At 70.2% G+C, this 23,206-nt stretch carries 21 protein-coding genes and 4 pseudogenes; 14 read left to right on the forward strand and 11 right to left on the reverse strand.

From position 1 onward, the window contains the following. Positions 1 to 273: 273 nt before the first annotated feature. Entirely contained in the window at positions 274 to 1,449 is a 1,176-nt protein-coding gene (gene tuf / locus AC5P1B_RS20425) for an elongation factor Tu (protein WP_493888754.1), read from the reverse strand. 416 nt (positions 1,450 to 1,865) lie between these two features. On the opposite strand from tuf, the gene AC5P1B_RS20430 reads away from it, so the two are divergent. Further along, the gene (locus AC5P1B_RS20430; protein ID WP_493888755.1) at positions 1,866 to 2,645 is read left to right on the forward strand and encodes a TVP38/TMEM64 family protein; all 780 of its coding nucleotides are present in this window, start codon (positions 1,866 to 1,868) and stop codon (positions 2,643 to 2,645) included. 465 nt (positions 2,646 to 3,110) lie between these two features. Then, complete coding sequence (locus AC5P1B_RS20435) at positions 3,111 to 3,983, forward strand: undecaprenyl-diphosphate phosphatase (protein WP_493888756.1); 873 nt, start codon at positions 3,111 to 3,113, stop codon at positions 3,981 to 3,983. Between the two features lie 178 nt (positions 3,984 to 4,161). On the opposite strand, the gene AC5P1B_RS20440 is transcribed toward AC5P1B_RS20435, so the two are convergent. From AC5P1B_RS20440 to AC5P1B_RS20460, 5 genes and pseudogenes are all read right to left on the reverse strand, one after another. Continuing rightward, complete coding sequence (locus tag AC5P1B_RS20440; protein WP_493888757.1) at positions 4,162 to 4,662, reverse strand: hypothetical protein; 501 nt, start codon at positions 4,660 to 4,662, stop codon at positions 4,162 to 4,164. Positions 4,663 to 4,809: 147 nt separating this feature from the next. Further along, complete coding sequence (locus AC5P1B_RS20445) at positions 4,810 to 5,211, reverse strand: DnaJ family domain-containing protein (protein ID WP_493888758.1); 402 nt, start codon at positions 5,209 to 5,211, stop codon at positions 4,810 to 4,812. A gap of 365 nt (positions 5,212 to 5,576) precedes the next feature. Continuing rightward, a pseudogene (locus AC5P1B_RS20450) lies at positions 5,577 to 7,205 on the reverse strand (TROVE domain-containing protein). A gap of 507 nt (positions 7,206 to 7,712) precedes the next feature. Next, the gene (locus tag AC5P1B_RS20455; RefSeq protein ID WP_493888759.1) at positions 7,713 to 8,798 is read right to left on the reverse strand and encodes a DNA alkylation repair protein; all 1,086 of its coding nucleotides are present in this window, start codon (positions 8,796 to 8,798) and stop codon (positions 7,713 to 7,715) included. A 26-nt stretch (positions 8,799 to 8,824) separates the two neighbouring features. Further along, a complete protein-coding gene (locus tag AC5P1B_RS20460) occupies positions 8,825 to 9,118 on the reverse strand; it encodes a hypothetical protein (RefSeq protein ID WP_493888760.1) in 294 nt (97 codons plus the stop codon). A 104-nt stretch (positions 9,119 to 9,222) separates the two neighbouring features. Between AC5P1B_RS20460 and AC5P1B_RS20465 the strand changes: the two genes are divergently transcribed. After that, positions 9,223 to 9,777 carry an ABATE domain-containing protein gene (locus AC5P1B_RS20465; RefSeq protein WP_493888761.1) on the forward strand — a complete coding sequence of 185 codons (555 nt, stop codon included), beginning with the start codon at positions 9,223 to 9,225 and terminating at the stop codon, positions 9,775 to 9,777. A gap of 27 nt (positions 9,778 to 9,804) precedes the next feature. Beyond that, positions 9,805 to 10,008, forward strand: a pseudogene (locus AC5P1B_RS20470) (IS982 family transposase); the annotation flags it as partial. Positions 10,009 to 10,368: 360 nt separating this feature from the next. Here the strand turns inward: AC5P1B_RS20470 and AC5P1B_RS20475 are convergent. Both AC5P1B_RS20475 and AC5P1B_RS20480 read right to left on the reverse strand, forming a co-directional pair. After that, positions 10,369 to 10,683 (reverse strand): trypco2 family protein, encoded by a 315-nt coding sequence (locus AC5P1B_RS20475; RefSeq protein ID WP_493888762.1) that lies wholly within the window; start codon positions 10,681 to 10,683, stop codon positions 10,369 to 10,371. Between the two features lie 224 nt (positions 10,684 to 10,907). Further along, positions 10,908 to 12,419 (reverse strand): hypothetical protein, encoded by a 1,512-nt coding sequence (locus AC5P1B_RS20480; protein WP_493888763.1) that lies wholly within the window; start codon positions 12,417 to 12,419, stop codon positions 10,908 to 10,910. A 314-nt stretch (positions 12,420 to 12,733) separates the two neighbouring features. Between AC5P1B_RS20480 and AC5P1B_RS20485 the strand changes: the two are divergent. The 6 genes and pseudogenes from AC5P1B_RS20485 (at position 12,734) to AC5P1B_RS20510 (ending at position 16,671) form a co-directional block, all read left to right on the forward strand. Then, positions 12,734 to 13,534, forward strand: a pseudogene (locus AC5P1B_RS20485) (IS5 family transposase). Between the two features lie 57 nt (positions 13,535 to 13,591). Further along, positions 13,592 to 13,756 (forward strand): PIN domain-containing protein, encoded by a 165-nt coding sequence (locus AC5P1B_RS20490; protein ID WP_493888764.1) that lies wholly within the window; start codon positions 13,592 to 13,594, stop codon positions 13,754 to 13,756. Positions 13,757 to 13,786: 30 nt separating this feature from the next. Then, positions 13,787 to 13,972: a hypothetical protein gene (locus AC5P1B_RS20495; protein WP_493888765.1), complete on the forward strand. Its 186-nt coding sequence runs from the start codon at positions 13,787 to 13,789 to the stop codon at positions 13,970 to 13,972. A gap of 228 nt (positions 13,973 to 14,200) precedes the next feature. Continuing rightward, complete coding sequence (locus AC5P1B_RS20500; protein ID WP_493888766.1) at positions 14,201 to 15,244, forward strand: P-loop nucleotide/nucleoside kinase family protein; 1,044 nt, start codon at positions 14,201 to 14,203, stop codon at positions 15,242 to 15,244. Beyond that, complete coding sequence (locus tag AC5P1B_RS20505) at positions 15,241 to 15,813, forward strand: P-loop NTPase family protein (RefSeq protein WP_493888767.1); 573 nt, start codon at positions 15,241 to 15,243, stop codon at positions 15,811 to 15,813. The genes AC5P1B_RS20500 and AC5P1B_RS20505 overlap by 4 nt, the downstream gene beginning before the upstream one ends. Positions 15,814 to 16,188: 375 nt before the next feature. Continuing rightward, entirely contained in the window at positions 16,189 to 16,671 is a 483-nt protein-coding gene (locus tag AC5P1B_RS20510; protein ID WP_493888768.1) for a hypothetical protein, read from the forward strand. 107 nt (positions 16,672 to 16,778) lie between these two features. Here AC5P1B_RS20510 and AC5P1B_RS20515 read toward each other — a convergent pair whose 3' ends face one another. Genes AC5P1B_RS20515 through AC5P1B_RS20525 form a run of 3 tightly spaced genes read right to left on the reverse strand, consistent with a single transcriptional unit; the run spans position 16,779 to position 19,943 of the window. Further along, entirely contained in the window at positions 16,779 to 17,600 is an 822-nt protein-coding gene (locus AC5P1B_RS20515) for an NAD(P)-dependent oxidoreductase (RefSeq protein WP_493888769.1), read from the reverse strand. Continuing rightward, a complete protein-coding gene (locus tag AC5P1B_RS20520) occupies positions 17,597 to 18,556 on the reverse strand; it encodes an HAD family hydrolase (RefSeq protein WP_493888770.1) in 960 nt (319 codons plus the stop codon). Before AC5P1B_RS20520 ends, AC5P1B_RS20515 begins: the two co-directional genes overlap by 4 nt. A 13-nt stretch (positions 18,557 to 18,569) precedes the next feature. After that, on the reverse strand, positions 18,570 to 19,943 hold the full coding sequence (locus AC5P1B_RS20525) for a helix-turn-helix domain-containing protein (protein WP_493888771.1): 1,374 nt from the start codon (positions 19,941 to 19,943) through the stop codon (positions 18,570 to 18,572). 219 nt (positions 19,944 to 20,162) lie between these two features. Between AC5P1B_RS20525 and AC5P1B_RS20530 the strand changes: the two genes are divergently transcribed. The 4 genes and pseudogenes from AC5P1B_RS20530 to AC5P1B_RS20545 all read left to right on the forward strand — a co-directional run. Beyond that, positions 20,163 to 21,164: a Gfo/Idh/MocA family protein gene (locus AC5P1B_RS20530; protein ID WP_493888772.1), complete on the forward strand. Its 1,002-nt coding sequence runs from the start codon at positions 20,163 to 20,165 to the stop codon at positions 21,162 to 21,164. A gap of 40 nt (positions 21,165 to 21,204) precedes the next feature. Further along, complete coding sequence (locus tag AC5P1B_RS20535) at positions 21,205 to 22,422, forward strand: DegT/DnrJ/EryC1/StrS family aminotransferase (RefSeq protein WP_493888773.1); 1,218 nt, start codon at positions 21,205 to 21,207, stop codon at positions 22,420 to 22,422. Then, the gene (locus tag AC5P1B_RS20540; RefSeq protein WP_493888774.1) at positions 22,419 to 22,877 is read left to right on the forward strand and encodes an NUDIX hydrolase; all 459 of its coding nucleotides are present in this window, start codon (positions 22,419 to 22,421) and stop codon (positions 22,875 to 22,877) included. The genes AC5P1B_RS20535 and AC5P1B_RS20540 overlap by 4 nt, the downstream gene beginning before the upstream one ends. Before the next feature lie 135 nt (positions 22,878 to 23,012). After that, positions 23,013 to 23,192: pseudogene (locus tag AC5P1B_RS20545) on the forward strand (ATP-binding protein); the annotation flags it as partial. Positions 23,193 to 23,206: the final 14 nt, after the last annotated feature.

A 23,206-nucleotide genomic window follows, 5' to 3' on the forward strand; every position in this document is an offset into this window, starting at 1 on the left:
GGACCGAACGGGAGCCGAGACGAGGCAGGTTGCCGTGCGGGGCGCTGGTACCCCGCCGCACCGGCACCAAGGGCGCCGGCACGCCGGGACGCGTCCCAGCGACCGGGACCGCGAGACCGGGGCCGCCGGGCGAGCGGTTACCCGGCGGCCCCCGGCGGAGATCACCGAGGGAGCAGAGGGAACAGCACCAAGGCAACAGAGGGAGCAGAGGGAGCAGAGGGAGACGACGGTCGGCGCGCCCTCGGGAGCGGCGGGCGCGGGGGCAGGCGCGCTTCAGTGCTCGTCGACCGAGAGCACAGTGCCGGCGCCCACCGTGCGGCCACCCTCGCGGATCGCGAAACCGAGCCCCCGCTCCAGGGGAATCTCCCTGCCGAGGGTGACCGTCATCGTACGGGTGTCGCCCGGGTACGCCACACCCGCGTCGCCGAGGTCGACGGTGCCGGGTACGTCGTCCGTGCGGAGGTGGAACTGCGGCCGGTAACCGCTGGTGACCGGGGTACGGCGGCCGCCCTCCGCCGCCGACAGGATGTGCACCCGCGCGGTGAAGCGCCGCCGTGGCGTGAGGCTGCCGGGGGCGGCGGCCACCTGCCCCCTGCGCACCGCGTCGCGCGGCACTCCGCGCAGCAGCAGCGCCACGCTGTCACCCGCCTCGGCGGACTCCATCGGCTTGCCGAACGTCTCCAGGCCGGTGACGACCGTCTCGACTCCCGCGCCGAGCACCTCCACCCGGTCGCCGACGCGCACCGCGCCCCGCTCGATGGCGCCGGTGACGACCGTGCCACGGCCGGTGATGGTCAGTACGTGCTCCACCGGCAGCAGGAAGGGCGCGTCGAGGTAGCGCACCGGCGCCGGCACGAAGGTGTCGACGGCGTCGAGCAGCGCCTCGATGGCGCCCGTCCAGCGCGGATCGCCTTCCAGCGCGCGCAGCCCGGACACGCGGACGACCGGTGTCGTCGCGCCGGGATAACCGTGCGTGGTCAGTACGTCGCGCACGTCGAGCTCCACCAGTTCGGTCAGGTCGGAGTCACCGGCGTCGGCCTTGTTGAGGGCGACGACGATGTGCTCGACGCCGACCTGCCTGGCGAGCAGCACATGCTCGACGGTCTGCGGCATGACGCCGTCGAGCGCCGAGACGACGAGAATCGCCCCGTCGAGCTGGGCCGCCCCGGTCACCATGTTCTTGATGAAGTTGGCATGGCCTGGCATGTCCACATGGGCGTAGTGCCGGGTGTCGGTCTCGTACTCGACGTGCGCGATGTTGATGGTGATGCCGCGCGCCGCCTCCTCGGGTGCCCGGTCGATCCGGTCGAGGGGCACGAAGGTGCCGGTCCCGCGTGCGCTGAGCACCTTCGTGATCGCGGCGGTCAGGGTGGTCTTGCCGTGGTCGACGTGGCCCATGGTGCCGATGTTGAGATGCGGCTTGGTGCGGACGTACGCCTGCTTGGACATGGTTCCTTCCTCGGAACAGCGAGGTGATTCGGCGAGAATCAGCCAGCCTCTGAGGACCCCTGAGCCAGACCGACCCTCCCCCTGCGGGGTCCGTCGGAGTGTCCGAGGAGGGTCAGCTTCGCGTGCTGTTGACGACAGCTACCGGGAGGAGAACGACGGCAGCCCTCGGCCTGCCCGCTATCGCGGGCGGAAGCGTGAGGAGGGCGCACCGGAGCATGTGATTGATGATGGCTCGCGCCAGTGACCTGGTCGAACGGTTTTCCCACGCCGTGGAAGCCGGTCCACCGCCCGCTTCTCTGCCGCCGCAGGGCGCGGCAGCCGCAGGGCGCGCGCCTTCCGTCACAGCCCCGCCGGGGTTTCGTCCCAGGGCGTCAACACGACACCTGCCGCACACCCGGGTCGGTTACGCTCCACCGATGCTTGAAACTGCCGTGCCGTCTCCCAGCCCGGCCGTGCGCCGCAGCCGGGTGCTGCTCTCGCCACGGGCGCGGCTGAGTCTGCTCGTCGCACTGCTGGTGGCGGCGGCGGTGACCGTGCTGCTGTGCGAGCCGCAACGGCTGATGGCGCAGGGCTGGCCACAGCAGATGTCCGGGACCGTGGCCGTCATGATGTTCGCGGCGGCATACGGGCTGTGCACCTCGGCTCTGGTGCCGAGGCCGCTGCTGAACCTGGCGGCGGGGGCGCTGTTCGGCAGCCAGGCCGGGCTGCCCGCCGCGATCGCGGGGACGGTGCTCGGCGCCGGGATCGCCTTCGGTCTCGGCCGTCTCCTGGGCCAGGACGCCCTGCGCCCGCTGCTCAGGGCCCGCTGGCTGGTCTCCGCTGACCGGCAGCTCAGCGAGCACGGGTTCCGCTCGATGCTGGCGCTGCGGCTGTTCCCCGGTGTGCCGTTCGCTGCCGCGAACTACTGCGCCGCCATCTCGCGGATGGGCTGGCTGCCGTTTCTGCTGGCGACCGGGCTGGGCAGTGTGCCCAACACGGCCGCCTACGTGATCGCCGGCAGCCGGGCCTCCTCGCCCACCTCGCCCGTCTTCCTCGCCGCGATGGCGTTCATCGCCGTCACCGGCTTGGCAGCCGCCCTGGTCGGCTGGCGCAAGCGAGCGAGGCTGCGCGCCACGCCACCCCCACCATCGGCTACGGCTACGGCTACGCAGCCTGAGCGTCCCGCTGCCGCCGCGCTGCCGCCGTCCGGCGCTTGACCTCCGCCCGAGTGCGCCGGGCCGGTGAGCACGCCTCAGGCGCGCTTCCCCCGCGTACCGGCGGCTGTGCCCACGCGAGCGACGGCGACAGCGGCGGCGACGTGCCCACCGGCACCGGCTGTCAGCGCGGCGGGCGACGATCCGCTCCGCGCTTCCCGCGGCCCCGGGCGGCGAGCGCCCCGGAGCGCTGGGCGTCCCGGTACGCCAGGGCTCTGTCCGCGCTTTCACGAACGGGCGCTACGCTGCCCCATGACTGGAGGATGATCGTAGTCAGGCCGTCGCCCGGACGCCGCGTCAACCGCCCAGTGTCCTGTCAGCTCACTCAGCGAAAGCCGGCATGAGTACGGCCAGATCCCGCCGCCCCGCATGACCCCGTTCGCGGCCGAGCCGCCTGCCCCGAGACCGCCTTTGACCCGCATTTTTGCTGGTCAGAAACTGATCAGCATTTGGATGGCATAGATATCGATGTCTTGGTTTGAATCCTTCATCCTCGGACTCGTCCAGGGCTTGACCGAGTTTCTGCCGATCTCCTCCAGTGCCCATTTGCGGCTCACGGCGGCGTTCGCCGGGTGGAACGATCCCGGCCCGGCTTTCACCGCGATCACCCAGATCGGCACCGAGGCGGCGGTGATCATCTACTTCCGCAAGGACATCGCGCGCATCATCTCCGCCTGGTTCCGGTCACTTCTCGACAAGCGGATGCGCAGTGATCACGACGCCCAGATGGGCTGGCTGGTCATCGTCGGCTCGATACCGATCGGCGTGCTCGGGCTGACGTTGCAGGACGCCATCGACGGCCCGTTCCGTGATCTGCGGCTGATCGCGACGACGCTGGTGGTCATGGGTGTGGTCCTCGGCATCGCCGACCGCCTCGCCGCCCGCGATGAGACCGGCGGCCGCCACCGGGCGGTCAAGCACCGCAAGGGCCTTCAGGAGTTGAGCACCAGGGACGGCCTGCTGTTCGGCATCTGCCAGGCGATGGCCCTGGTGCCCGGTGTCTCCCGCTCCGGCGCCACGATCAGCGGCGGCCTGTTCCTCGGCTACAGCCGCGAGGCAGCGGCCCGTTACTCGTTCCTGCTCGCCATCCCGGCCGTCCTGGCATCCGGCGCCTTCGAGTTGAAGGACGCGAGCGAGGGACACGTCTCCTGGGGTCCCACGGTCTTCGCCACGGGCATCGCCTTCGTGGTCGGCTACGCGGTCATCGCGTGGTTCATGCGCTTCATTTCCACCAAGAGCTTCATGCCGTTCGTCATCTACCGGATACTGCTCGGCCTGCTCCTCTTCGGCCTGGTCGGCTTCGACGCCCTGAGCCCGCACGCGGGCGAATCGGCGGACTAGCCGAACCTGTTAGTTCTGGTTAGCCGTTGCTAGCCCGAGACTGACCATGACCATCTCCCATCGTTCTCCCATTCTGCGATGAGGGACCGGGCCTGGGTCGTGCCACCTTGGGGAGTGGGACGATTCGGGCCCGGCGTCTTGTGGGCCTCGCCCGGACCGGGCGAGGCCGTGGGTGGTGCTACGGACAGACCTCTCCCTCCTTCACCGCCCCGAAGTCCACCCGTGTATCCGTCGGTTGTGCGCCCGCTTGCGGGGTTTGGGAGCAAACGACCCAGTTCCGGTCCAGGACCTGGTAGCGGTCTGCGCCCGTCGCATCATGCGAGGTCAGGCTGTAGAACCCGGCTTTCTGGGCAGCGTCCTGAGCGTCCTGCAGCTGCTCCCCGACCAGGTCAGGGAGGTCAGTGCCCTCATCGTCCGCTGTCGGCTCGCCGCCCTCCGTCATCGCGGGCGTGCCGGATTCCGACTGCCGGTCCGCACTGGGCGTGACTGTGGTGCCGGATTCCTTGGCTGTGTCCTTGTCGTCGCCGCTGTCGACGGCAGATCCGATAACGCCGATGACAAGGAGGACCGCGAAGGCGACGCCGATGCCGATCAGTGTCTTCTGTCGTCCGGTCTTGCGGGGCGGCTGGGGCTGCGGGCTCATGTACGGGTTGGTCGGCTGTTGTGGGTAGTCGCTCACGAAGCTCCCCTTGTGTTGCCCGGCATGGCGTGGGGGGTGCGTCAATATAACGGTGCCTCCCGTGACCTCTGTCCCTCTTTCAACATGTTGGGACACAGGGTTCGATTTCCCCGTCGAGCCGCAAGGTTCCTCCTGACGCCGGTTTGGCTAACCGGAGCGCCGCTCACTCCAGTCGCTGACGACCCGCTCGACGTCGAAAGGCACGAGGTTGAGCGGAGGGCCGGAGAGCGGCCGGGCGATGGCCGCGCGGATCTTCTCGTTGATCTCCGCCACGATCCGCCGCACCTGCGCCTCCGTGGCGGCCCGGGACGCGGCGTCGAGCGAGTCCTCCGCCTCCTTGCGCAGAACGAGGGTCGGCGGCAGGAAGGACAGGTCCTCGCGGGCCATCTTCTCCTTGACCCACCACATCTCGTCGTACGGCTCGTTCAGGTTCGTGAGCGGCTTGCCGATGCCGGGCAGCTCATCGAACTCACCGCGCTCGGCGGCTTCGCGGATCTGCTTGTCGATCCACGTCTCGAAGCTGACGCCAGGGGGCTTGCGCTCTGTCATGGTGCGGCTCTCCCTCGATGCGGCGAGCCGCCGTGGCAGCCCGCAGGAGGTATCGGCTCGGGCACACCGGAGCGCGGCACCGGGAAAGCGTTCCGGCCGCGCCGCCGGGCCGGGCGTGCCGCCCGCTCTTCCCCGCGTCCCGCATACCCGGCCCTTTATGATACAGCGGTATCACCGTAAGCCGAAAGGTCAGACGTGCGGACGCGGGGTGCGGCCCGGCGGCCACTGGCTGACGCACCCGGCCGCGAGCCGCTCCGGCAGGACACCACCGAAGCGAACCGCCCGGACGCACGCGCCGAGCCCCTGGCCCGTATGCCCGCAGCGCACAGCCCGCAGCCCGCAACGCAGCCCGCAGTGGCAGCCCGTCAGCGCTGCCAGGGCCACATGGCGTTACGGCCCGACTCGATCAGCGGCACCATGCGGAACGCCTGATCCGTGAGCCCGCCGAAGGTGTGCCGCGTGCCGCTGCCGGACGGCGCGTGACCCGGCCGGTATCCGGCGAGGTTCCAGGTGTACATCGGGACCGTCTCCGGGATCGCGCGCGTCACCTCCTCAGCGTCATGCCCGGCCTGCTCGTCGGTGACGATGACGACCCGGTCATGCCCCTTGTACGTGTGGCGCGGCGCCAGCGCCGTGTCCGTACCGCCGCCGAGGAACCAGCCGCCGTCCTTCCACCGCTGAACGGCCTTGAGCACCGACTCACCCCGCCCGAGCGGGAACACCCTTCGTCCGCTCGCCCGGGGCGTCGCCCACGGAGAAACGGGCGCTGGAGAACGACACGACGTCGGCGCCGGCACAGCGCTGCCCCAGCGCGACACCGAACAGCGCCGCGGCGTCCCAGCGCATCAGCGTGCCGTCCCGGGAGAACCCGGCGTCCATCGAGCTTGAGGTGTCGACCAGCACCAGTGTCCTGCCGGTCAGCGCGGGAATCCCGGCCAGCGACGCGGTGAGGGCCTTCTCCAGCGGGTAACTCCAGCGCAGCGACGGAGCGGCGTTGTACGCGGAGTAGAACCGCCTGGGCAGCTGGCGGGGACTTCGCGACGCGCTCCGGGTCGGCGATCCGTCGTGCGACCTCGTCGGCGACCTCGTCGGCGACCTCGTCGCTGACGCCCGCCTCTTCGAAGTTCCTGAGGTTGCGCAGCAGTGCCATGTAGCCCATCGACGGAATGATCGCTTCCCACGCCGCCGCGTCCATCGGGCCCTGCAACCATCCCGCGAGCGCTTCCCACGTCATGCCCGCGGCGGCCAGCCGCTCGCGCTGCTCCGGGCGAGGAGCAGGGCGCGCCGCTCCTTGACCGGCAGCGCCGTCAGAGCGGCCCGCTCCCGCAGTGTCGCCAGCCGCTCCGGGATGTCCTCGGCGCGGTTCATCCTGCGGTCCAGGGCGTGCCGGAAGAGATCCCCTTGCCACGGCTTGTCGGCCGCGGGCGCGGGGTGCGTCAGGTTGAGCACGTCACCGAAGCGGAAGCCGTGGCTCGCCGTGTCGTACTTCAGCAGCGACCGCTCGTCGTAGAGCCGCCGCGCCGCGTCGGCGACGCCGCGCTTCACCGGCTTCGGCGGGTTCCGCCCGTACACGCTTGTCCAGTAACCGAGCATTTCGCCCGGTTCGTCCGCGCGCTGCAACACCGCGTCGATCGCCTGCCGGGAGTAGCCGGGAGCCTGCTGCGAGACGCGTACGGCGGCGAACTCGGCGGCACCGACCAGCGCGGCGTACGCATCGACGCGGGGCCGCGCAGCCAGCGGAGGAAGTCCAGGCACCACGCGGGGTCGTCGATGGCCAGAGTGCGTATGAGCTGCCCGTACCGGTCGTCGCGGTGCGCCGCGGACTCGTAAAAGGTGTCTGTGCCCACCATGTTGGCCACAGCGAGCAGGAACAGCTCGGACTTGGTGTCGCGCAGGTATCCGGCACCGCCCTCGTGGGTGGTGGCGCGCTCGCCGGTCGTGGTGACGGGCGAGGACGCCGAGGGGCGGGCGGTACGGGTGTTGAAGCGGGCCATGTGACGTATCCCCTCTTGCCGGGGAGGCGGACGGCATGGGGCGCCCGAGGTCTCATCGGCCGCGGTCTGCGGGGCTCGAACCCGCGCGCCCGAAGGCGCTTCACCAGAGAAGTATCCGCAGCCGGCGCACCGGGCGCACCCGAAGCCACGCCTCCCGAGATCAAGGTGGGGCTCCGGTGTCGTTCATGACAGGAAGTAGCCGGGCCCCGCGCACCGGAAGGTGCGTGAAGGCTGAATGTCCAGAGTTCGAAAACAGCGGTCGTACGCAGTGCTCTGGGCCACTGAGCTACCGGTGCCTCGCGGCACTGGCCGGGATTCGAACCCGGGTCTCTCCATGAGAAGTGGAAGTAACGACCGCTTGCGCACCTGGACGTTTCTCACCCTAGATGATTGATTCCAAGGGATAGCTGCGCGGATGCAGGTTCCCGTTTCTGGTGGCGGAAGCCCCATCGGGGTGGCGGCGCGATGGCGGATACGCCATCGAAGCGGGATGTGAGGCGGTTGCCCTCAGCAGTGCAGCGTGAACGAGGCTTCCCCGTGGGATCGGCCGTTGACCTGGAGCTGCACCAGATGGACACCCGGGTGGTAGCGCCGGGTGCTGATCGGCATGAAGGAATGTCTGCGTGTCGCGCGCCACGTCTGGCCGAGAGCCAGGGGCCGCGTGGTGAGTTTGAAGACCTTCGGAGTGCGGGTCCCGTTGGCCTTCACATGGAGGACGACGTAGTCGATGACGAGGTGAGCGGTCTGATCGTGAGTGTTGGTCACCGAGTAGTCGAACAGCAGATAGTCGCCCACCAGGATCTCTGAGGCGTGGAGGTGCGGGCCCTCGACGGCGACGGGGCTGTCCGGAGAGTGGCCGAGCAGCGTAAGGGCCCCGGCGTGGCCGGACTTGATCAATGTCCGCAGGCCGTGCCGTACCAACCGGGTCGTCGTCGGTGCCGGGTCGCTCAGCCAGCGCGCCGCGACACCGGCGGCGATGTCGGGGTGGTCACGGCTGATGTCGTTGAGGTGGTTGGCCACTGATCTGCGGACGTACTCGGAGTCATCCCGGTACAGCGCGTCGAGCAGGGGCAGTGCGGGTGTCGGATCCGCGATCAGCTCCGGAAGCTGGGGCGCCCAGGGCAGTCTTGGCCGCGTGCCCTCACTGGCCAGTCGGCGGACGTGGAGGTCGGGATGCGCGGTCCACGGCGTCATGACCCGGAGCGCGCGTTCGAGGTCGGCACGGAGGAAGGGCCGGACGGCGATCTCCGCGGTCAGGCGCGGGGTGAGTTCTGCCAGCAGGGCGGGCGCCGGTTCGAAGGCGTCCAGGCCCCGTACGGCGACGGCCTCGGCGACAGGGAAGATCATCCATCCGGTGAAATCCTTGTCTCGCAGTGCGGCGCGCAACACGTTCGCGAAGGCCGGGTAGTCCGCCGGAAGATCAGCCAGGACGGCATTTCTGATCAGGGCGACACGCTCGGTGAAGCTCAGCCCGTCCAGGGCGGCGCCGCACCCCCGGGTCTCATGCGCCGTGATCCCGTCTCCGGCTCGCGTAAGGCATCGGGCGAGGTCGGCGACGGTGTCCGCGCTGAGTAGTTCGTCTGCCGAGGGCACAGCGTCATTCTCCTTGATCGCGGGGGCTATGCGGTGTGCAGTACCTGAGCGTGCCGCATCGCGTGCACTGTGCCGATTCGACTGAAGAAGCCCTGTGCCCGGGGGTCGGTCGGCATTTCCTTGGCCGCGCGCTCGGCGACGGCGGCGGACGACCAGATGATGAAGTCCAGGACGGTGCCGTCGTCGAACTGGGCGAGGTGGGCGCCCTGAAAGCCGTCGCCGTACTGCTCCTTGAGCAGTTCGACGAGCTGCTCTCGGTGGGCGGTGAGGGCGGCGGGGTCGTCGGTGTCGAACCTGACGTACTCGATGGTTGCACTCATGGCATCACCCTTCGCCGAACACGTGACTCACGGAGTTGGTGGATCAAATCCGTGAGTTGAAGTTATCACGGGTTCGCTGACCTGAATCCAGTAGATTGAGGGGCATGACCATCCGGGACCTGCAGGAAATGCCGTGGATCGGCGAGGACCCGGTCCTCGACCTGGCCAATACCGTCGTCGTCGGCGCGGGCCCGGGGCGCGGCGACGTCGACTTCCTAGCCGATCGGGAACTCACCAGGCGATGGCGCGCCCGCGCCGCCGACCGCAGATTGGCCGCCCTCTCCTTGGAGGAGCTGGAGCGGCTGCGCGGGTTGGTCCGCGACGCGCTGGACGCGACAGCCGGACAGCGGCCGCTCACCGACAGCCTGCGGACCCGCCTGAACGAACTCGCCTCGTCCGCCCCCGTCGTCTTCCGGATGACCGGCGACGGCCTGCTCGCACAGCAGGAACAGGGCGGCGGCGCCGACGCCGTCGTCGCCCGCGAGACGCTCGTCCTGGCCGCGGGTCCAGACCGTCAGCGGGTGCGGCGCTGCCACGCTCCCAGTTGCGGCATGTTCTTCCTGGCCAGGCGCCGTGATCAGGCATGGTGCTCCCTCGGCTGCGGCAACCGGGCGAGATCCACCCGGCGCCAGCCACGAGAAACGGAAACCCACAGCTGATGAGAGAAGGGAACCCAAAGTCAGGTTGTGACACCAGACTTGGACTCCCTCGCGACCGCGCTCTATGCGGAGACCGACGACCTGCTGAAGGGTTCGCCGCAGCTTGCTCCGTGACGGCCGGCGGTGGGTATCGCCCCGAAGCTCACCGACGCCGAGCTGGTCACGCTCGCGATGATGCAGGCCATGCTCGGCTTCACCTCCGAGGCCCAGTGGCTCCGCCATGCCCGTGCCCTTGCGGGTCGCGACGCCGCGCAGGACGGCCAGTCCGGGTTCGCGCTCAGTTGGTGAGCAGCCCGCAGTCGACGAAGCGCCGGACGACGAACGCCGTGACGTTCGCCTTCTCGCTGATCACATTCGGGGTGCCGAGGGCTGCGGCGATCCGGTGCGCCGCCGCGCCACCGGAGATCGGCGGACAGCACGGGACCCCGGGCCTCAGAACCCATCTTTGAGCCTCGGCGGATCTGCGCGCATACCTCGGTCGAGGATCCGGGGGGGCGCACTGCCCCCGCCACTCGGGGTGGTCCGGCAGTGAGCTTTGCGGAGAACTTTCGGTCGCACCAGGCTTACGGGCACCCCGCCCCTCGCTGCATGTCACGCCCCCGTCTGATCCAGGTTGTGAGAGTTCATGCAGATCTTGATCCGATGCGTGGCCTGGTGAGCTTGGCTTCTCTTCCCCTCGGCGGACGCTTCCGCGCCGATCCCGGGAAGCACCCACACCTTTGCCTTCGCTCCGCCGCTGGCAGAGGTCTCGCGTGACACTGCGAGCGTCAGCTCGACCTCAACCGTGCCGACATAGAGGCCAAAGGCTCCGTCGGGATCCGCCTGAGCCTTCTTCTGGGCTTTGAGGAGGTCCCGGCCACTAGCCGCGATCACGTCATCGAGTCCCAGCTTTGTTTCCGAATCCATGCAGTCACAGTAGGAGTCGCTGGGGTGCCTGGCGCGAGCTCGTAACCCGTCGGAGTTCACCTGCGAGCGGAGACCGCGCGCCTTTGGGCCGATAGTGCGGACTACCAGGCCGAGCCACCAGGCCCGCACCTTGAGGTTCAGAGAAGGGTTCTCAATAGGTCCGGGGGCCGGTCGGCCGACCGATCAGGCAGCCACGGGCAGAGCGGCATACGGCGGCTTGGGGGCTACCGCTTGCGTCGCCATCGGGTGAGGAGCCCGCGCATGCCTGTTCGCTCCGGCCCGGGTTCCGGCTCTGGTGCTGATGCCAGATCCCGCAGCGGCACTGGCTCTGCTGTCTGAGCGGGATGGGGTTGGGGAGTGGGCGGGTGCGCGGGCCGAGGCGGAAGCGGAAGCGGTGCGACGGCAGGTGCTGACGATGGCTGGGGCGCCGGGACTTCCCATGGGTGTGGTGTGGTCGCCGCGGCCGGCGAGAGGGGCGCGGGTGGCATCGGCTGGGTCTTCCCGGCCGGCGGGGCGGGTACGGTCGGGGCCGGGCCCATTCCGGCGGTGGGTGGGGTGCTGTTCGGCTTCGCGTACGCCTCCCACGTGAGCCGGGCGAGGTCCCCTGATGAAGCCTCGCGTGCCGGCGCAGGCGTGGGCTGGTCCTGCGGTTCGCTCACCGCGCCCTTCTGACGGGGTGCTGGGGTGCGTCGCGGGGCCGGGGAGCGGGGCGCGGCCGGTCCTGGGGCCTGTTGGCCGCCCGAGCGGCCGCCACCGTGGCGGGTCACGGCGCGTCGGAGGTCCGCCGCGCGGCGTTCCGCGGGTGTCAGGGGCTGCGGGCCCATGGGTTCACTGGCCTGCTCGGTGTCCTTGTCCCAGGTCCAGTAGGCCAGGTGCCAGTGCTCGCTGATCCACAGCTGGACTTCATCGACGGTGCGCTTCTGTGGGACGAAGATCTTCCCGTGTGCTCCGACGGCTAGGACCTGCATGCCCACCTGCAAGTCCCCCAGCAGGGAGGGGGAGGCGCTGCGCAGGACCACCTCGATGTCGCGGTCGCCTGTCACCGGCGGGACCTGGGCGGCCAGCACGGCGTACGGCTTGCCGCCGGCCTCGCCGGTGCGTACGACCGTGCCGTGCGCGGCCACCGGGTGTTTCAGCCTTCCTCCGCCGGTAATCCGTTGATGCAGCTGGGCGTAGGAGGCGTCGTCGGGACCGTAGCAGAACTTCGCCCAGGTAATCCGCATGCGCTGGTACTCGATGGTGAACCACTGCGCGAGCTCTGGATCGAAATCGCAGCGCTGCAGGAACTGGGCCACCTTCACCGCGCTGTTGAGCGCCGGAGCCAGCCAGGGCCGCACCGTGGTGATCCGGAGTGCGGTCTGGTCTTCCTCGTCTCCCAGCTCCGCGCCCGGGGGCACGGCAGCCGGCTCCTCCGGAGGGTCCTGTGCGGGGATGGTGAGCCGGAGTGTGCCATCAGCTCCGATGGACGCCAGGCCCTGTGAGCCACGGGCGATCTCATCGATGACGCGTGTTGGGTTGAGGGCGCACTCGGTGTCGTGCCCGTCGCGGAGCCGGAAGTGAGCCGTGACAGGAGGGCCGCGGCGCAAGTGGGCGCCCACGATGGACACCGGGCCGGTGCAGGCGGAGCACCGCAGCGGTTCGGTGAAGGGCCACGGCTTCTCCTGGAGCATCCAGCGGTGCACCGGCTTGCCGTTACGGTCTTCAGCCTTGGCTACCGGCAGGCTCTTGTTCGCCATCACCGCATGCTCCCCTTCATCCGGTTGATACGACGATCACGCATGCGGGGCCGCGAAACCAACAGCAGATTCTGCCGCCTTCTGCTGTCTGTCGCCTCTCGCCTTCCGTCACACGGCAAGGAGGCTGGCGGAGAGGTGGGCGGCGGGGCGGTCGATACTAGCGACCGACTCCCCCCGCCTCTGTTGGGAGCACATGATCAAAAGAAGGGCGCCTTCGCGACCCCGGAACTACGAAACTGTGGTCAAGTTCGAGCCGCGTTCGACGTCAGACCTTAAGACGGTGTCTTGATTGGCTGTGGCTCGTTGCTCCGGGCATGGGAATAGCTGAGCGCCTGGTGCCCGACGAGCTGTGGCGAATCTTTCAGCACGTGGCGCCGGAGCCGCCGATACGCGCCCAGGGCGGAGGCCGACGGCGGTGCGATGACCGCGCGGTGCTGGCCGCGATCATCTTCGTCGCCACCTCGGGTTGCACCTGGCGGCAGCTGCCGCCGGTCTTCGGCGCCTCCTGGCAGACAGTGCACCGGCGCTTCACCGGCTGGTCGAAGGCGCGGGTGTGGGCCAAGCTGCACCGCGTGGTGCTAGACCGGCTCGGTGCGAACGGTGACCTGGACTGGTCGCGGTGCGCGATCGACTCGATCAGCGTCCGGGCGGTCAAAGGGGGCCCTTGACCGGACCGAATCCGACCGATCGCGGCAAGCTCGGGTCGAAGATTCACGTCATCTGTGACCGCGACGGGCTGCCGATCTCGGTGGGCATCTCCGCCGCTGACGTGCACGACAGCCAGGCCCTCGTACCGCTGATGCGCGGCATCCCTCCCATCCGCTCGCGTCGCGGTCCCCGGCGCCGCCGCCCGGACCGGCTTCACGCCGACAAGGGCTACGACTCCGACCGCCTGCGCAACTGGCTGCGGCGCAGGCAGATCGTGCCGCGCATCGCCCGCCGCGGTGTGGAGACCCCCCACAGGAGGACGGCACCGCTGGGTGATTGAACTCACCCTGTCCTGGCTGGGCGGCTGCCGCCGCCTGCACCGCCGATATGAACGCAAGGCCGAGCACTTCCTGGCCCTCGTCGGCCTTGCCAGCGCCCTGATCTGCTACCGGCGCATCGTCCGCTGAGGAGAAACGTCCAGCAGCGGGTACAGTCCCGGCGAGCCCATCGGAGCCGGGGGCAGCTTGAACAGCTCAATCAGTCAGATCGTGAAAGACGTGGACTGGCCGGTGGCTCACGCGGCCGCGATCGCCTGGCATGCGGTGAAGGCCGGAGAGCCGCCCACGGTCCTGTCGCTGAAACCGGAGCTGTACGCGGTCACCGGGATTACTCCGCTGAACCCCACCTGACCCGACCGGGTGGAGGCGGGGGCGTTTCCAGTGGAAACGTCCCTCGAAGAGGACTTTCGCAGCCCGAAGCAGGGCTGGACCACTGTTCGCAGCGACAACGAGCTGTTGGACGCCGCGATCAGCGGCGCCGAACACGTCGCCATCAAGGACGCCCTCGACACCGTCGCCGAAATCCTCACTGTGTACCTGCGGGAGGATGCCTTCGAGACGGACTGAGACCGGGTCTACTCCTCGTCGCCGCCCTCGGGTGCGTCCGGGGTTTCCGCCCCCCGCCGCAATCGGACCACGACCCGAAGATGTCGGCCGCATGAGCCGTCGGCCGACGTGCCAGCTGAAGCAGTAGGTCACATAGGGTCGTTGCTGCAGCTCAGGGGGACTTTTCAACTTCCTCTTCAACTCGGCAGTGATACCGGCGTCCCGTGAGGCGGATCTAGCCTCCGGGCCATGAGGATGATCGGCGGGAACGACGTGGCACCGAAGGAACGGCCTGGGTGGAAGCCTGGGAAGCTCCGTGAGCATCGTGTTGCTCATTCACTGACTCTGGAGCAGGCCGGTGAGGAGCTGCGGAAGATCTCGGAGGTCCTGAAGCTCAAGCCGTCGGTTCAGGGGAACTTCCAGACGGTCTTCAACCACGAGGCGGGCAAGGCGTATCCGGACCCTCGGTATCAACGGGGGTACTGCGCGCTTTACGGTGCTACGCCGTGGGAGCTGGGGTTCCGCTGCAAGCTGCCGCACGAGGAAGAGCCGCAGCTCCCGAGGATCACGCCGCAGAACGACCTGGTGACCGGCGCGCACGTCCAGGCGGTGGAGTCCGCGCTGCTCCAGATCGACGCAGCCGGATCAGTTGACCATCACGGACTGCGGCACCGGATCATGGACGCGTGGCGCCGCCGGCACACCGGTGGTGATCCTCACCGGCCTCACATGGTGCTGGTCGGCGGGTACGCGGGGAGCGGGAAGAGCGAGCTGGCAGAGTTCATCAGCCACATCACCGGCTGGCCCCGGCTCGACAAGGACTCGCTGACCAGGCCACTGGTGGAAGCCCTACTGACCGCGCACGGCGGTGATCCGCACGACCGGCACACGCCGCTCTACCTGGAGAAAGCCCGGGATGCGGAGTACCAGTGCCTGATGGAGTCGGCGTACGACAACATCAAGGCTGGCATCTCCACGGTGCTCGATGCGCCGTTCCTCAAGGAGCTCTCCCACCCGACCTGGACGCAGCGGCTGGCCAACAAGTGCCGGTCGTTCGGAGTCGAGTTCGCGGTGATCTGGGTGCGGTGCGACCACGACAGCATGCGGGAGTACATCACCCTGCGGTCCGCAGCCCGGGATGCCTGGAAGCTCGCCAACTGGGACGAGTACATCAAGGGCGTCGACGAGAGCTTCCGCCCGAAGGTCGATCACTTCGTCGTCGACAACCGCCTCGGGAACGCCGTCTCCCTCACTGACCAGGCGAAGCTCGCCCTCGGGAGGATGTACGCATGACCACCGCCCCGCTCCCCCGCGCCGTGATCCTGTACGGCCCGCCCGCAGCCGGGAAAGACACCGTGACCCGGGCGCTGTCCGAGCTCGATTCCGCGTACGCGCTGTTCCAGCGCCTCAACGTCGGCTCGGGCAAGACGAGCGGCTACCGGATGGGCAGCGCGGAGCGGCTGGCCGCGCTCGGGACGCGGGCGATGTCATCTATGCGAACTCGGTACGGGAACACGTACGTGGTGGACCGGCCCGGCCTGGACGAGATGGTGGCCACCGGCCTCGTGCCGGTGTTGCACCTGGGGCAGACCGAAGGGGTGCGTGCGGTGATCGACGCGTATCCGGCGCGGTGGACGCCCGTGATGCTGTGGTGCACCCAGGAGGAGACCGAGGCGCGGTCGGTCGGGCGCGGTGACTCGGACACCGAGGCCCGGATCAAGGCGTGGCGGGCGACGCAGGACGACGTCGAGGCCCATCCGGATCAGGTGTGGGACATGACCGTGCAGACCGGCGCCTACTCCCCTGCCGTGACCGCCGGCCGCATCCGGCTGGCCTCGTATCCCGGCGCCAACCCGGCGTAGCGCTGCGACGATCGGGCCGTGTTTCCCGCAGGAAACACGGCCTTCCCGCTGTCTGGCTGGAGGCGCTCTGGCCTGGTGTGGTGCGGTGGTGCAGTGTCGAGGGAGCCGGGGCCGCCGCGCCCAACGTCCATCGGGGAGTGCCGAGTTGACCGACCTGCGGGGTGACCTGAATCTGACCGACCCGACGAAGGGATATCTGCACTCCGTCGTCTACACCGAGCAGCGGCTGGGCGTCGCCTCCGCGTCACGGAACGGCGAGGTGACCGTTCGAAGGAGTCCCCGTACGCGCGGGAGTGGCTGGAGCGCTGCGAGCCGAACGCGCTGCACTGCATGCTCGTGGAGCCGACCAAGATCCCGACCTTGTTCCATCCGTGCGTGCAGGAAGACAAGGACAGCCCATCGGCTGTCGCCGGGTCGGGCTGCGAGTGCCGACGCCCTTTCTACGACCCGGTGTTCGGGCTGCCGGTCGTCGGTGACCACTTCAAGCACGTGGGTGATGGTGGAACCGACCAGTGGACGTACGAGACGTTCGCCCCGCTCGATCTGCTCCCCGGCGACTGGTTCAGCCGCTTCATCGTCGACTACGGCGTGTTCTGGGTCCGGACCGAGAAGGGGACGCTGTCGATCCTTCCGCGGCATCACGGCTCCGGCTACAACATCGGCTACGGCGGTGGCGGGCCGCACGCTCTCGCCGCCTACCTCTCCCAGGTCGCTGCCACCAACGGGGAGAACACGGTCGCTGGCACCCCGTACGAGAAGGCGGACCCCGGGATCCTCGCCTGGCCGGAGAGCCCCACGGCGGATCGAGGGACGAACGAATTGACGCTGCAGGACCTCAAGGCGCTGCGGCAGGACTAGCCGGTCCTCCAAGTCGTCCGAGCCACCTCACAGATATCTGTGAGGTGGCTCCCCTGTTTTCCTGGTAGACGCGCTCTGCGGCCAACCTGTGAGTCTGTGAGGTCGCTTCAGCCGCCGGGCTTCTTGAGTAATTCCACGGCCTGGTCCACCGAGAGGTCTCGGTCCTTCGCTTCCGCCCAACGGTCCAGGATGGCGGCCGCGGCGCGCAGCATGTCGTCAGGCAGCCCGGCCTTCTGAAGCATGTCGGCGGCCTCTGTGAGCTCCGGACCCCACCGCCAGGCCCTCGCTGCCGTCTTCGGGATGTAGTCGGTCTCCACCAGGTACGAGCCGGGGCGCTTGTCCGCTATGGCGAGCAGTTCCTGGTCGACGCCGTGGTCGGCGGCGAGGCCATAGGAGACGGCGGCCAGGACGCGGGACGCCTTCTGGTACGCGCTGTAGGAGAGCTTGAGCGCGCTCGCCTGCCCGATCCGCTCCCCCAGGACTCGCGTCGTGACATCCGTACCGGCGAACAGCTCCTCCACCAGCTCGGTCCCGGCGCCGGAGAGGTAGAGGGTGGGCCTCTTGCCGCTGACCGGCGGCGAGCCGACGATCCCGCCGTCGATGACGGTGGACGCGGGGAGGAGGCCGGCGATCCTGCGGGCGCGCTCCGGGGTAATCGCGTTCGCTTCCACCCAGGTCCCGGCGTACGCGGCCGCGGTCCGGGCGAGGCCTTCGGCGGCGGCCGGCGGGCAGATGCTCAGCACGACCACCGCCTCGTCCAGGAGTTGCGCGAGCCCGCCGACCGGCGCGAGCCCGGCCCTGGCGGCGCGCTCCGCGGTCGCCGCCGACCGGTCCGCGGGGTCCCAAAGCACGCGGTGCCCGGCGCGCACCAGCTGCGCGCCGACGGCCGCGCCCATCGCACCCGGGTGCAGAAGACCGATTGTGCTCATTCGGTTCCTCCGGCCAGGAGCAGGGCGATGGCGTCCGCGACGGTGTCGACGGCATGGTGCGGGGCGGGTGTGCCGTCGGGCCAGGGCCGGCCGCGCAGCCAGATCGTGGCCAGTCCGGCCGCGTCGGCACCGCCAATGTCACCGGCCGGGTTGTCGCCGATGTAGTAGACCGAGCGGGACGGGATGCCGCCGCAGCGGGCGACGGCCACCTCGAAGGCCTCGCGCTCCGGCTTCCATGTCCCGATCTCCTCCGAGACCACGACGGCGTCGACCAGGTCCACGAGCCCGGCAGCCCTGATCTTCGCGTACTGGATGTCGGCGGCCCCGTTGGTGAGGATGCCCAGCCGCCAGCCTGCAGCGCGCAGCTGCTCCAGGCCGTCGACGGCACCCGGGTTCGCGGTGACGCTCGCGGCGATCCCCTCCACGTACCCGGCCCACAGCCGGGCAGCCGAATCCTGGAGGACGAGCTCCTGGCGCAGCCGCTCGAAGGTGTGCGGGTAGGCCCTCTCCCGCAGCGCGTCAACGAGATGCTGCGCCGCTCCCCCGTCCAGGCCACGGTCGCGGCAGAAGCCGACCGCCCACTCCTGCAGGGCCCACTGGCGGTCGATCAGGGTGTTGTCGAGGTCAAAAAGCGCGATCGTCACACCGCCCGACCCTAGCTTCTGCATCAAATCGGTTTCGTCGTCCTGCCGCAGCTGGGTCGTGGAACGAGCCTGGGGGTGGGTGATGCACTCCCGACGCTGCTGGGCGACGTACGCCGCGCGGGCCTTGGTCTCGACGTCGTGGAGCTTCGGGTACTTCTTGGCGATCTCAGTCCGCCGGGCCTGCTCGGTCTGGCCCGTCGCCACGGTCCGCCGAGACTCGGCGGCCGCTTCCTTGAATTTGGTGGCGTCGCCCCGCAGGCGGGTCAGGTGCTGGGCGTCGCGCCGATCGAGACTGCGCTCGACGTCGGGCACAGCTACGCGGGCCTCAGGCCAGGACACCAACGCGGGCGGCGAGGCCGCGGAGTTTGGTGGTGGTCCAGCCGGAGACCAGCAGGCCGGAGACGAGGGACTTCACCGCAGGCCGGGCGTGGGTCCCCTCGGGTGCGTGGTGTTCGGCGGCCAGCAGCGCGCGGATGCACTCGTCCCGGCGGCCCCACCGGCCGAACGCTGCGGCGACGTCGGTGTAGTAGCGGGCCCGGCGCTCGGTGCTGGGCAGTCTTCCGGGTGCCACGTCCCGGGCGGCGGCGAGCGCGGCGGAGGGGTCGCCGGCGGAGTTCTCGGCCGAGATGCGGTGGAGCTGGACGGTGGTGGGGCTGAAGCCGCCGCCGTGGTCGCGCAGCAGCACGGTGCCACCGAGTTCCTTGGCAATGGCGGCGGCCTCGTCGGTCAGCTCCCGCATCCCGGCCGTGTCACCGGCGCGGGCGGCGGTGTAGGCGGCAGATTGGATGAGCAGTCCGCGCTCGGCCGCGAGGGCCGGGCCGCCGCCGCGGAGGCCGGGGTGGTCGGCGGCGGTCAGGGCGATGGTCATCGCCTGTTCGTGCCAGTCGGCTTTGCGGGCGAGGACGGCGAGCTGGCGGGCGGCCTCGGCGACCAGGAGCGGGTCGTCGGCGGCTTCGGCGCTCTGGCGGGCGCGGTCGGCGGCCATCCAGCCGAGCTGCTGCTCGTCGAGCTTGATCAGCATGCGGGTGGCCAGCAGATAGCTCTGGGCCAACAGCGCCACGTCGCCGCCGCTGGCGATGCGGGCGTGGCCGACCTGGGTGAGGCGGAGCAGGCGTACGGCGAGGCTGCCGTAGCGGCAGGTGTGGAAGTCGGTCAGGGCGCGCGCGAGGTCGCCGTCGAGGGCGGCGGCTGGCGGGACGGTGATGTCGGTGTGCAGGCCGAGCATCGCGTCGCGGACGCGGCCGACGAGTACCTCGCCGAGCGCGGCTTCGTTCATCGGCGTCCTGTCGCTGGGCAGGACGGGGGCGCCAGCGGCTGCGGCGGCGGTGACCGCGAGGTTCGCCAGCAACTTCCTGCGCCGCACCGGATCCTCACCGTCCTTACGAGCCGTCTTCGCCACCCTAGGGCCGGGGAGGCGGGGGTAGCCGGTGGTTGGCCCGATCGCGTGCCCATGTCGAACGTCTGGCTGAGGCGTCAGACCGAGTGCCTGGGGCGGGATGCCGAGCGCGTCGGCGAAGCGCCGCAGCAAGGTGACGTCCGTCAGCGGTGAGACGCCCCGCTCGTAGCGGGAGACCTGGGCCGCCGAGTATCCCGTCAACTTTCCGAGCTGAGCCAAGGTCAGGCGCTGTTCCCTACGGGTGCGGCGGACCAACTCGCCGGGATACATGTCCGCCGCGGGCACCACGTGCGCTCTGACCACATCCATATCGTCCCCGCTCGTAGCCGACAGGGCGCGCCGCCCTTCACCGTAGCGGCGCCCGCCCGCCCGCCCGGCTGGGGCAGGGGCTTTGCACCGGATGCAAACGGCTTTGCGGCCCGTGAGAACGCCCCTGCCGCCGCCGGTGCGGTCGCGGTGTCCTCGAAGGGCGGCGGCCCGGACGGCGGGCCGCCGCCGCGCATCCGAAGGGGGATGTGAGCGATGAACGTACGCAAGAGGGCCGCCATGGTGGGTCTGGGCGGTCAGGCCACCAGCGACCACCTGCCCGGCCTGGCCCAGTGCCACCTCGCCGAGCTCGTCGGCGTGTGCGACGTGGACGCCAGCCGGGTCTCAGCCGTGGCGGACGCGCACCGGGTGCCGGGCTTCACCGACGTCGAGCAGCTGCTGAGGACAGTGCGGCCGGACTTCGTCATCGTCGCGGTGCCTCACCACGCCGGACGGGCAGTGGTCGCGGCCTGCGCGGAGGCGGATGTGCACGTGGTGAAGGAGAAGCCGTTCGCCACCGACCCGCAGGAAGCCGCCGAGCTGGCCGCGTTGTGCGAGAAGGCGGGCATCGAGCTGATGGTCACCGTCCAGCGCCGCTTCCACCCCGTCTACCCGGCCGCGCTCGCCCTGCTGGAACGCATCGGTGCCCCGTACCTGGTCGAGGGCCGGTACACCTTCCACTGCCCGGACCCGGCGGCCGGGTGGCGCGGGCGGGCGAAGCTCGCCGGCGGCGGGTGCCTGGCGGACATGGGCTACCACCTCATCGACCTGCTCCTGTGGTACCTGGGCCTTCCCGACCGCGTCCTTGCTGACGTCTCGGCCGCCGCGGCACCGGGGGCCGAGTACGACGCGGAGGACACCGCCCTCGTGCACCTCGCCTACGACTCCGGGCTGTATGGCTCGCTGCTGGTCTCCCGCTCCGCCGGGCCGAGGACCGAATGCCTGGCCATCACCGGCCCCCACGGCATGCTCGCCGTCGAGCGCGGCACCGCGCGGCTCCTCGACCCGGCTGGGCAGGTTGTCGAGTCGCTGCTGCGCGAGCCGGCCTGGCCCTGCCCACCCGCAGCGCTGATCGACCGCTTCTGCCGCATCCTCGACGGCACCGCCGCCAGCCCCTCCGGCCCGGATGAACACCTGCCGCATGCCGCGTTCCTGGCCGCCGTCTACACCTCCGCCACCACTACCCACCCCGCGAACCCGAAGGAGCACCTGGCATGAACGACTCCCCCCCCTCGCCCTGCTCGGCGGCACTCCGGCCGTGCCCGTCCCGGGACCGCACTTCGTGTGGCCGCCGATCACCGAGGCCGACCGCCAGGCCGTGGCCCGCCAGCTGGAGACGGCCGTCTCCATCCCGTACCGCTCTGGCGTCGTCGCCGACCTGGAGGACGCGCTCGCCTCCTACCTCGGTGTCCGGCACGTGGTGACTACCTGCACGGGGACGGCCGCGCTGCACTCGACGTACGCGGCCGCCGGCATCGGCCCAGGCGACGAGGTCATCGTCCCGGCGCTGACTTTCCACGCCACCGCCACCCCGCTGTTCCACCTCGGCGCCCACCCCGTCCTCGCCGACATCGACGACCGCGGGCAGCTGGACCTGGTCGACGCCGCCCGCCGTATCACCGCCCGGACGAAGGCGGTGGTGGCGGTGCACCTGTGGGGGCTGCCGGATGACATGGACGCGCTGGTGTCCTTCGCGGACGAGCACGAGTTGATGCTGCTGGAGGACGGCTCCCCCGCCCATGGCGCCACCCGGAGCGACCAGCGCACGGGCTCGTTCGGCACCGCATCGGCGTTCAGTCTCAACGGGCCCAAGCTGCTGTCCGCAGGTGAGGGCGGCTTCGTCGCCACCGACGACACGGAGCTGTACTACCGGGTACTGCTGCACGGGCAGTACAACAAGCGGTGCCGCCGCGAGATCCCCGCCACCCACCCGCTCGCCCGCTTCGCCGCCACCGGCATGGGCCTGAAACTGCGCCTCCACCCCCTGGCCGCAGCCCTCGCCCTCGCCCTCGCCCAGCTCACCCGCCTGGAGGCTCGTCTGGAGGGGCGCCAGACGGTCGCGGCCCGCATGTGCGCCGCCCTGGACGACGTGCCGGGCATCCACACGCCGCACGTGCCCGCCGCGACCCGGCCGTCGTGGTACGCGCTGCCGCTGCGCTGTGAACCGGCCGAACTCGGCGGCCTGCCGATCGGCCGGTTCCTGGAAGCCCTGCGCGCGGGAGGCGCCACCGAAGCCGACCAGCCGGGCTCGACCTGCCCGCTGCACACCCATCCGCTGTTCCAGACCCCCGGAGCCCTGCTGCCTGGCTACGCTGACGGCCACGGCCTGCCCGCCCACGGCCTCCCGGCGGCGGACTACGTGCACGCCACGACGCTGAAGCTGCCGGTGTGGCACCACGAGAACGACGTCCGCCTCGCCGACGCCTACACCACCGCCATCGCCAAAGTCGCCACTCATGTGAAGGACCTGCTGTGACCCCCTCGACCGTCACCCTCGACCTTCTGGACGACCTCGCCCGTACCGCCGCGCGCGACGGCATCGAGAAGGCCGTCGTCGACGCCGTCATCGCCCGCCCGGACGGCCGCGTGCTGTTGCTGCACCGGCCGGCCGACGACTACCTCGGCGAGTTGTGGGAGCTCCCCTCCGGCGGCGTCGAGCCGGGCGAGACGCTCATCGAGGCCCTGCGGCGCGAGGCCGCCGAAGAGACCGGCCTGACCGTGGCGGAGGTCGGGAACTACCTGGGGCACTTCGACTATCTCTCCGGCTCGGGCCGCAGCACCCGGCAGCACAACTTCACCGCCACCATCACAGGGGAGACGGTCCAGCTCACCGAGCATGACGCGCATCTGTGGGCCGACTCCGGCAAGCAGGGCCAGGTCTCCAGCGCCGTCCAGGGCGTCCTCGACACCTGGCGGCAGACGGCGGCCTGACCGCCGCCACGCTCGGGCCGGGCCCCGGCCGCACCGCCCCTGGCGGCTGCGGACCGGGGCCCGGTGCCGTACGCCCGCCCCGCGCGGGGCGGGCGTACGCTGAGGACATGGCCCAGCCAGGGCGCCGGTGCCGGTGGCGTCGCCATCACCTCCCACGAGTCCTTCAGCGGCTGGACCAAGACGTTCACCGACCCCAGGCTCTGCGCAGCCATCGTGGACCGCCTCACCTTCAACGGCGCCATCATCCAGACCGGCACCGAGTCCTACCGCCTCGCCCACACCAAGGCCCGGGCCGAACGCGCCGAGGCCAGCTGACCGACTGGCACACA

This window comes from Streptomyces sp. A01, from assembly GCF_059026195.1.

Bases quoted from the DNA above. Each gene is read 5' to 3' on its own strand.
- AC5P1B_RS20530 (WP_493888772.1), top strand. From the start codon at position 20,163: ATGAACGTACGCAAGAGGGCCGCCATGGTGGGTCTGGGCGGTCAGGCC.
- AC5P1B_RS20515 (WP_493888769.1), bottom strand. From the start codon at position 17,600: ATGAGCACAATCGGTCTTCTGCACCCGGGTGCGATGGGCGCGGCCGTC.
- tuf (WP_493888754.1), bottom strand. From the start codon at position 1,449: ATGTCCAAGCAGGCGTACGTCCGCACCAAGCCGCATCTCAACATCGGC.
- AC5P1B_RS20505 (WP_493888767.1), top strand. From the start codon at position 15,241: ATGACCACCGCCCCGCTCCCCCGCGCCGTGATCCTGTACGGCCCGCCC.
- AC5P1B_RS20465 (WP_493888761.1), top strand. From the start codon at position 9,223: ATGACCATCCGGGACCTGCAGGAAATGCCGTGGATCGGCGAGGACCCG.
- AC5P1B_RS20445 (WP_493888758.1), bottom strand. From the start codon at position 5,211: ATGACAGAGCGCAAGCCCCCTGGCGTCAGCTTCGAGACGTGGATCGAC.
- AC5P1B_RS20500 (WP_493888766.1), top strand. From the start codon at position 14,201: ATGAGGATGATCGGCGGGAACGACGTGGCACCGAAGGAACGGCCTGGG.
- AC5P1B_RS20430 (WP_493888755.1), top strand. From the start codon at position 1,866: ATGCTTGAAACTGCCGTGCCGTCTCCCAGCCCGGCCGTGCGCCGCAGC.
- AC5P1B_RS20435 (WP_493888756.1), top strand. From the start codon at position 3,111: ATGTCTTGGTTTGAATCCTTCATCCTCGGACTCGTCCAGGGCTTGACC.
- AC5P1B_RS20460 (WP_493888760.1), bottom strand. From the start codon at position 9,118: ATGAGTGCAACCATCGAGTACGTCAGGTTCGACACCGACGACCCCGCC.
- AC5P1B_RS20475 (WP_493888762.1), bottom strand. From the start codon at position 10,683: ATGGATTCGGAAACAAAGCTGGGACTCGATGACGTGATCGCGGCTAGT.
- AC5P1B_RS20480 (WP_493888763.1), bottom strand. From the start codon at position 12,419: ATGGCGAACAAGAGCCTGCCGGTAGCCAAGGCTGAAGACCGTAACGGC.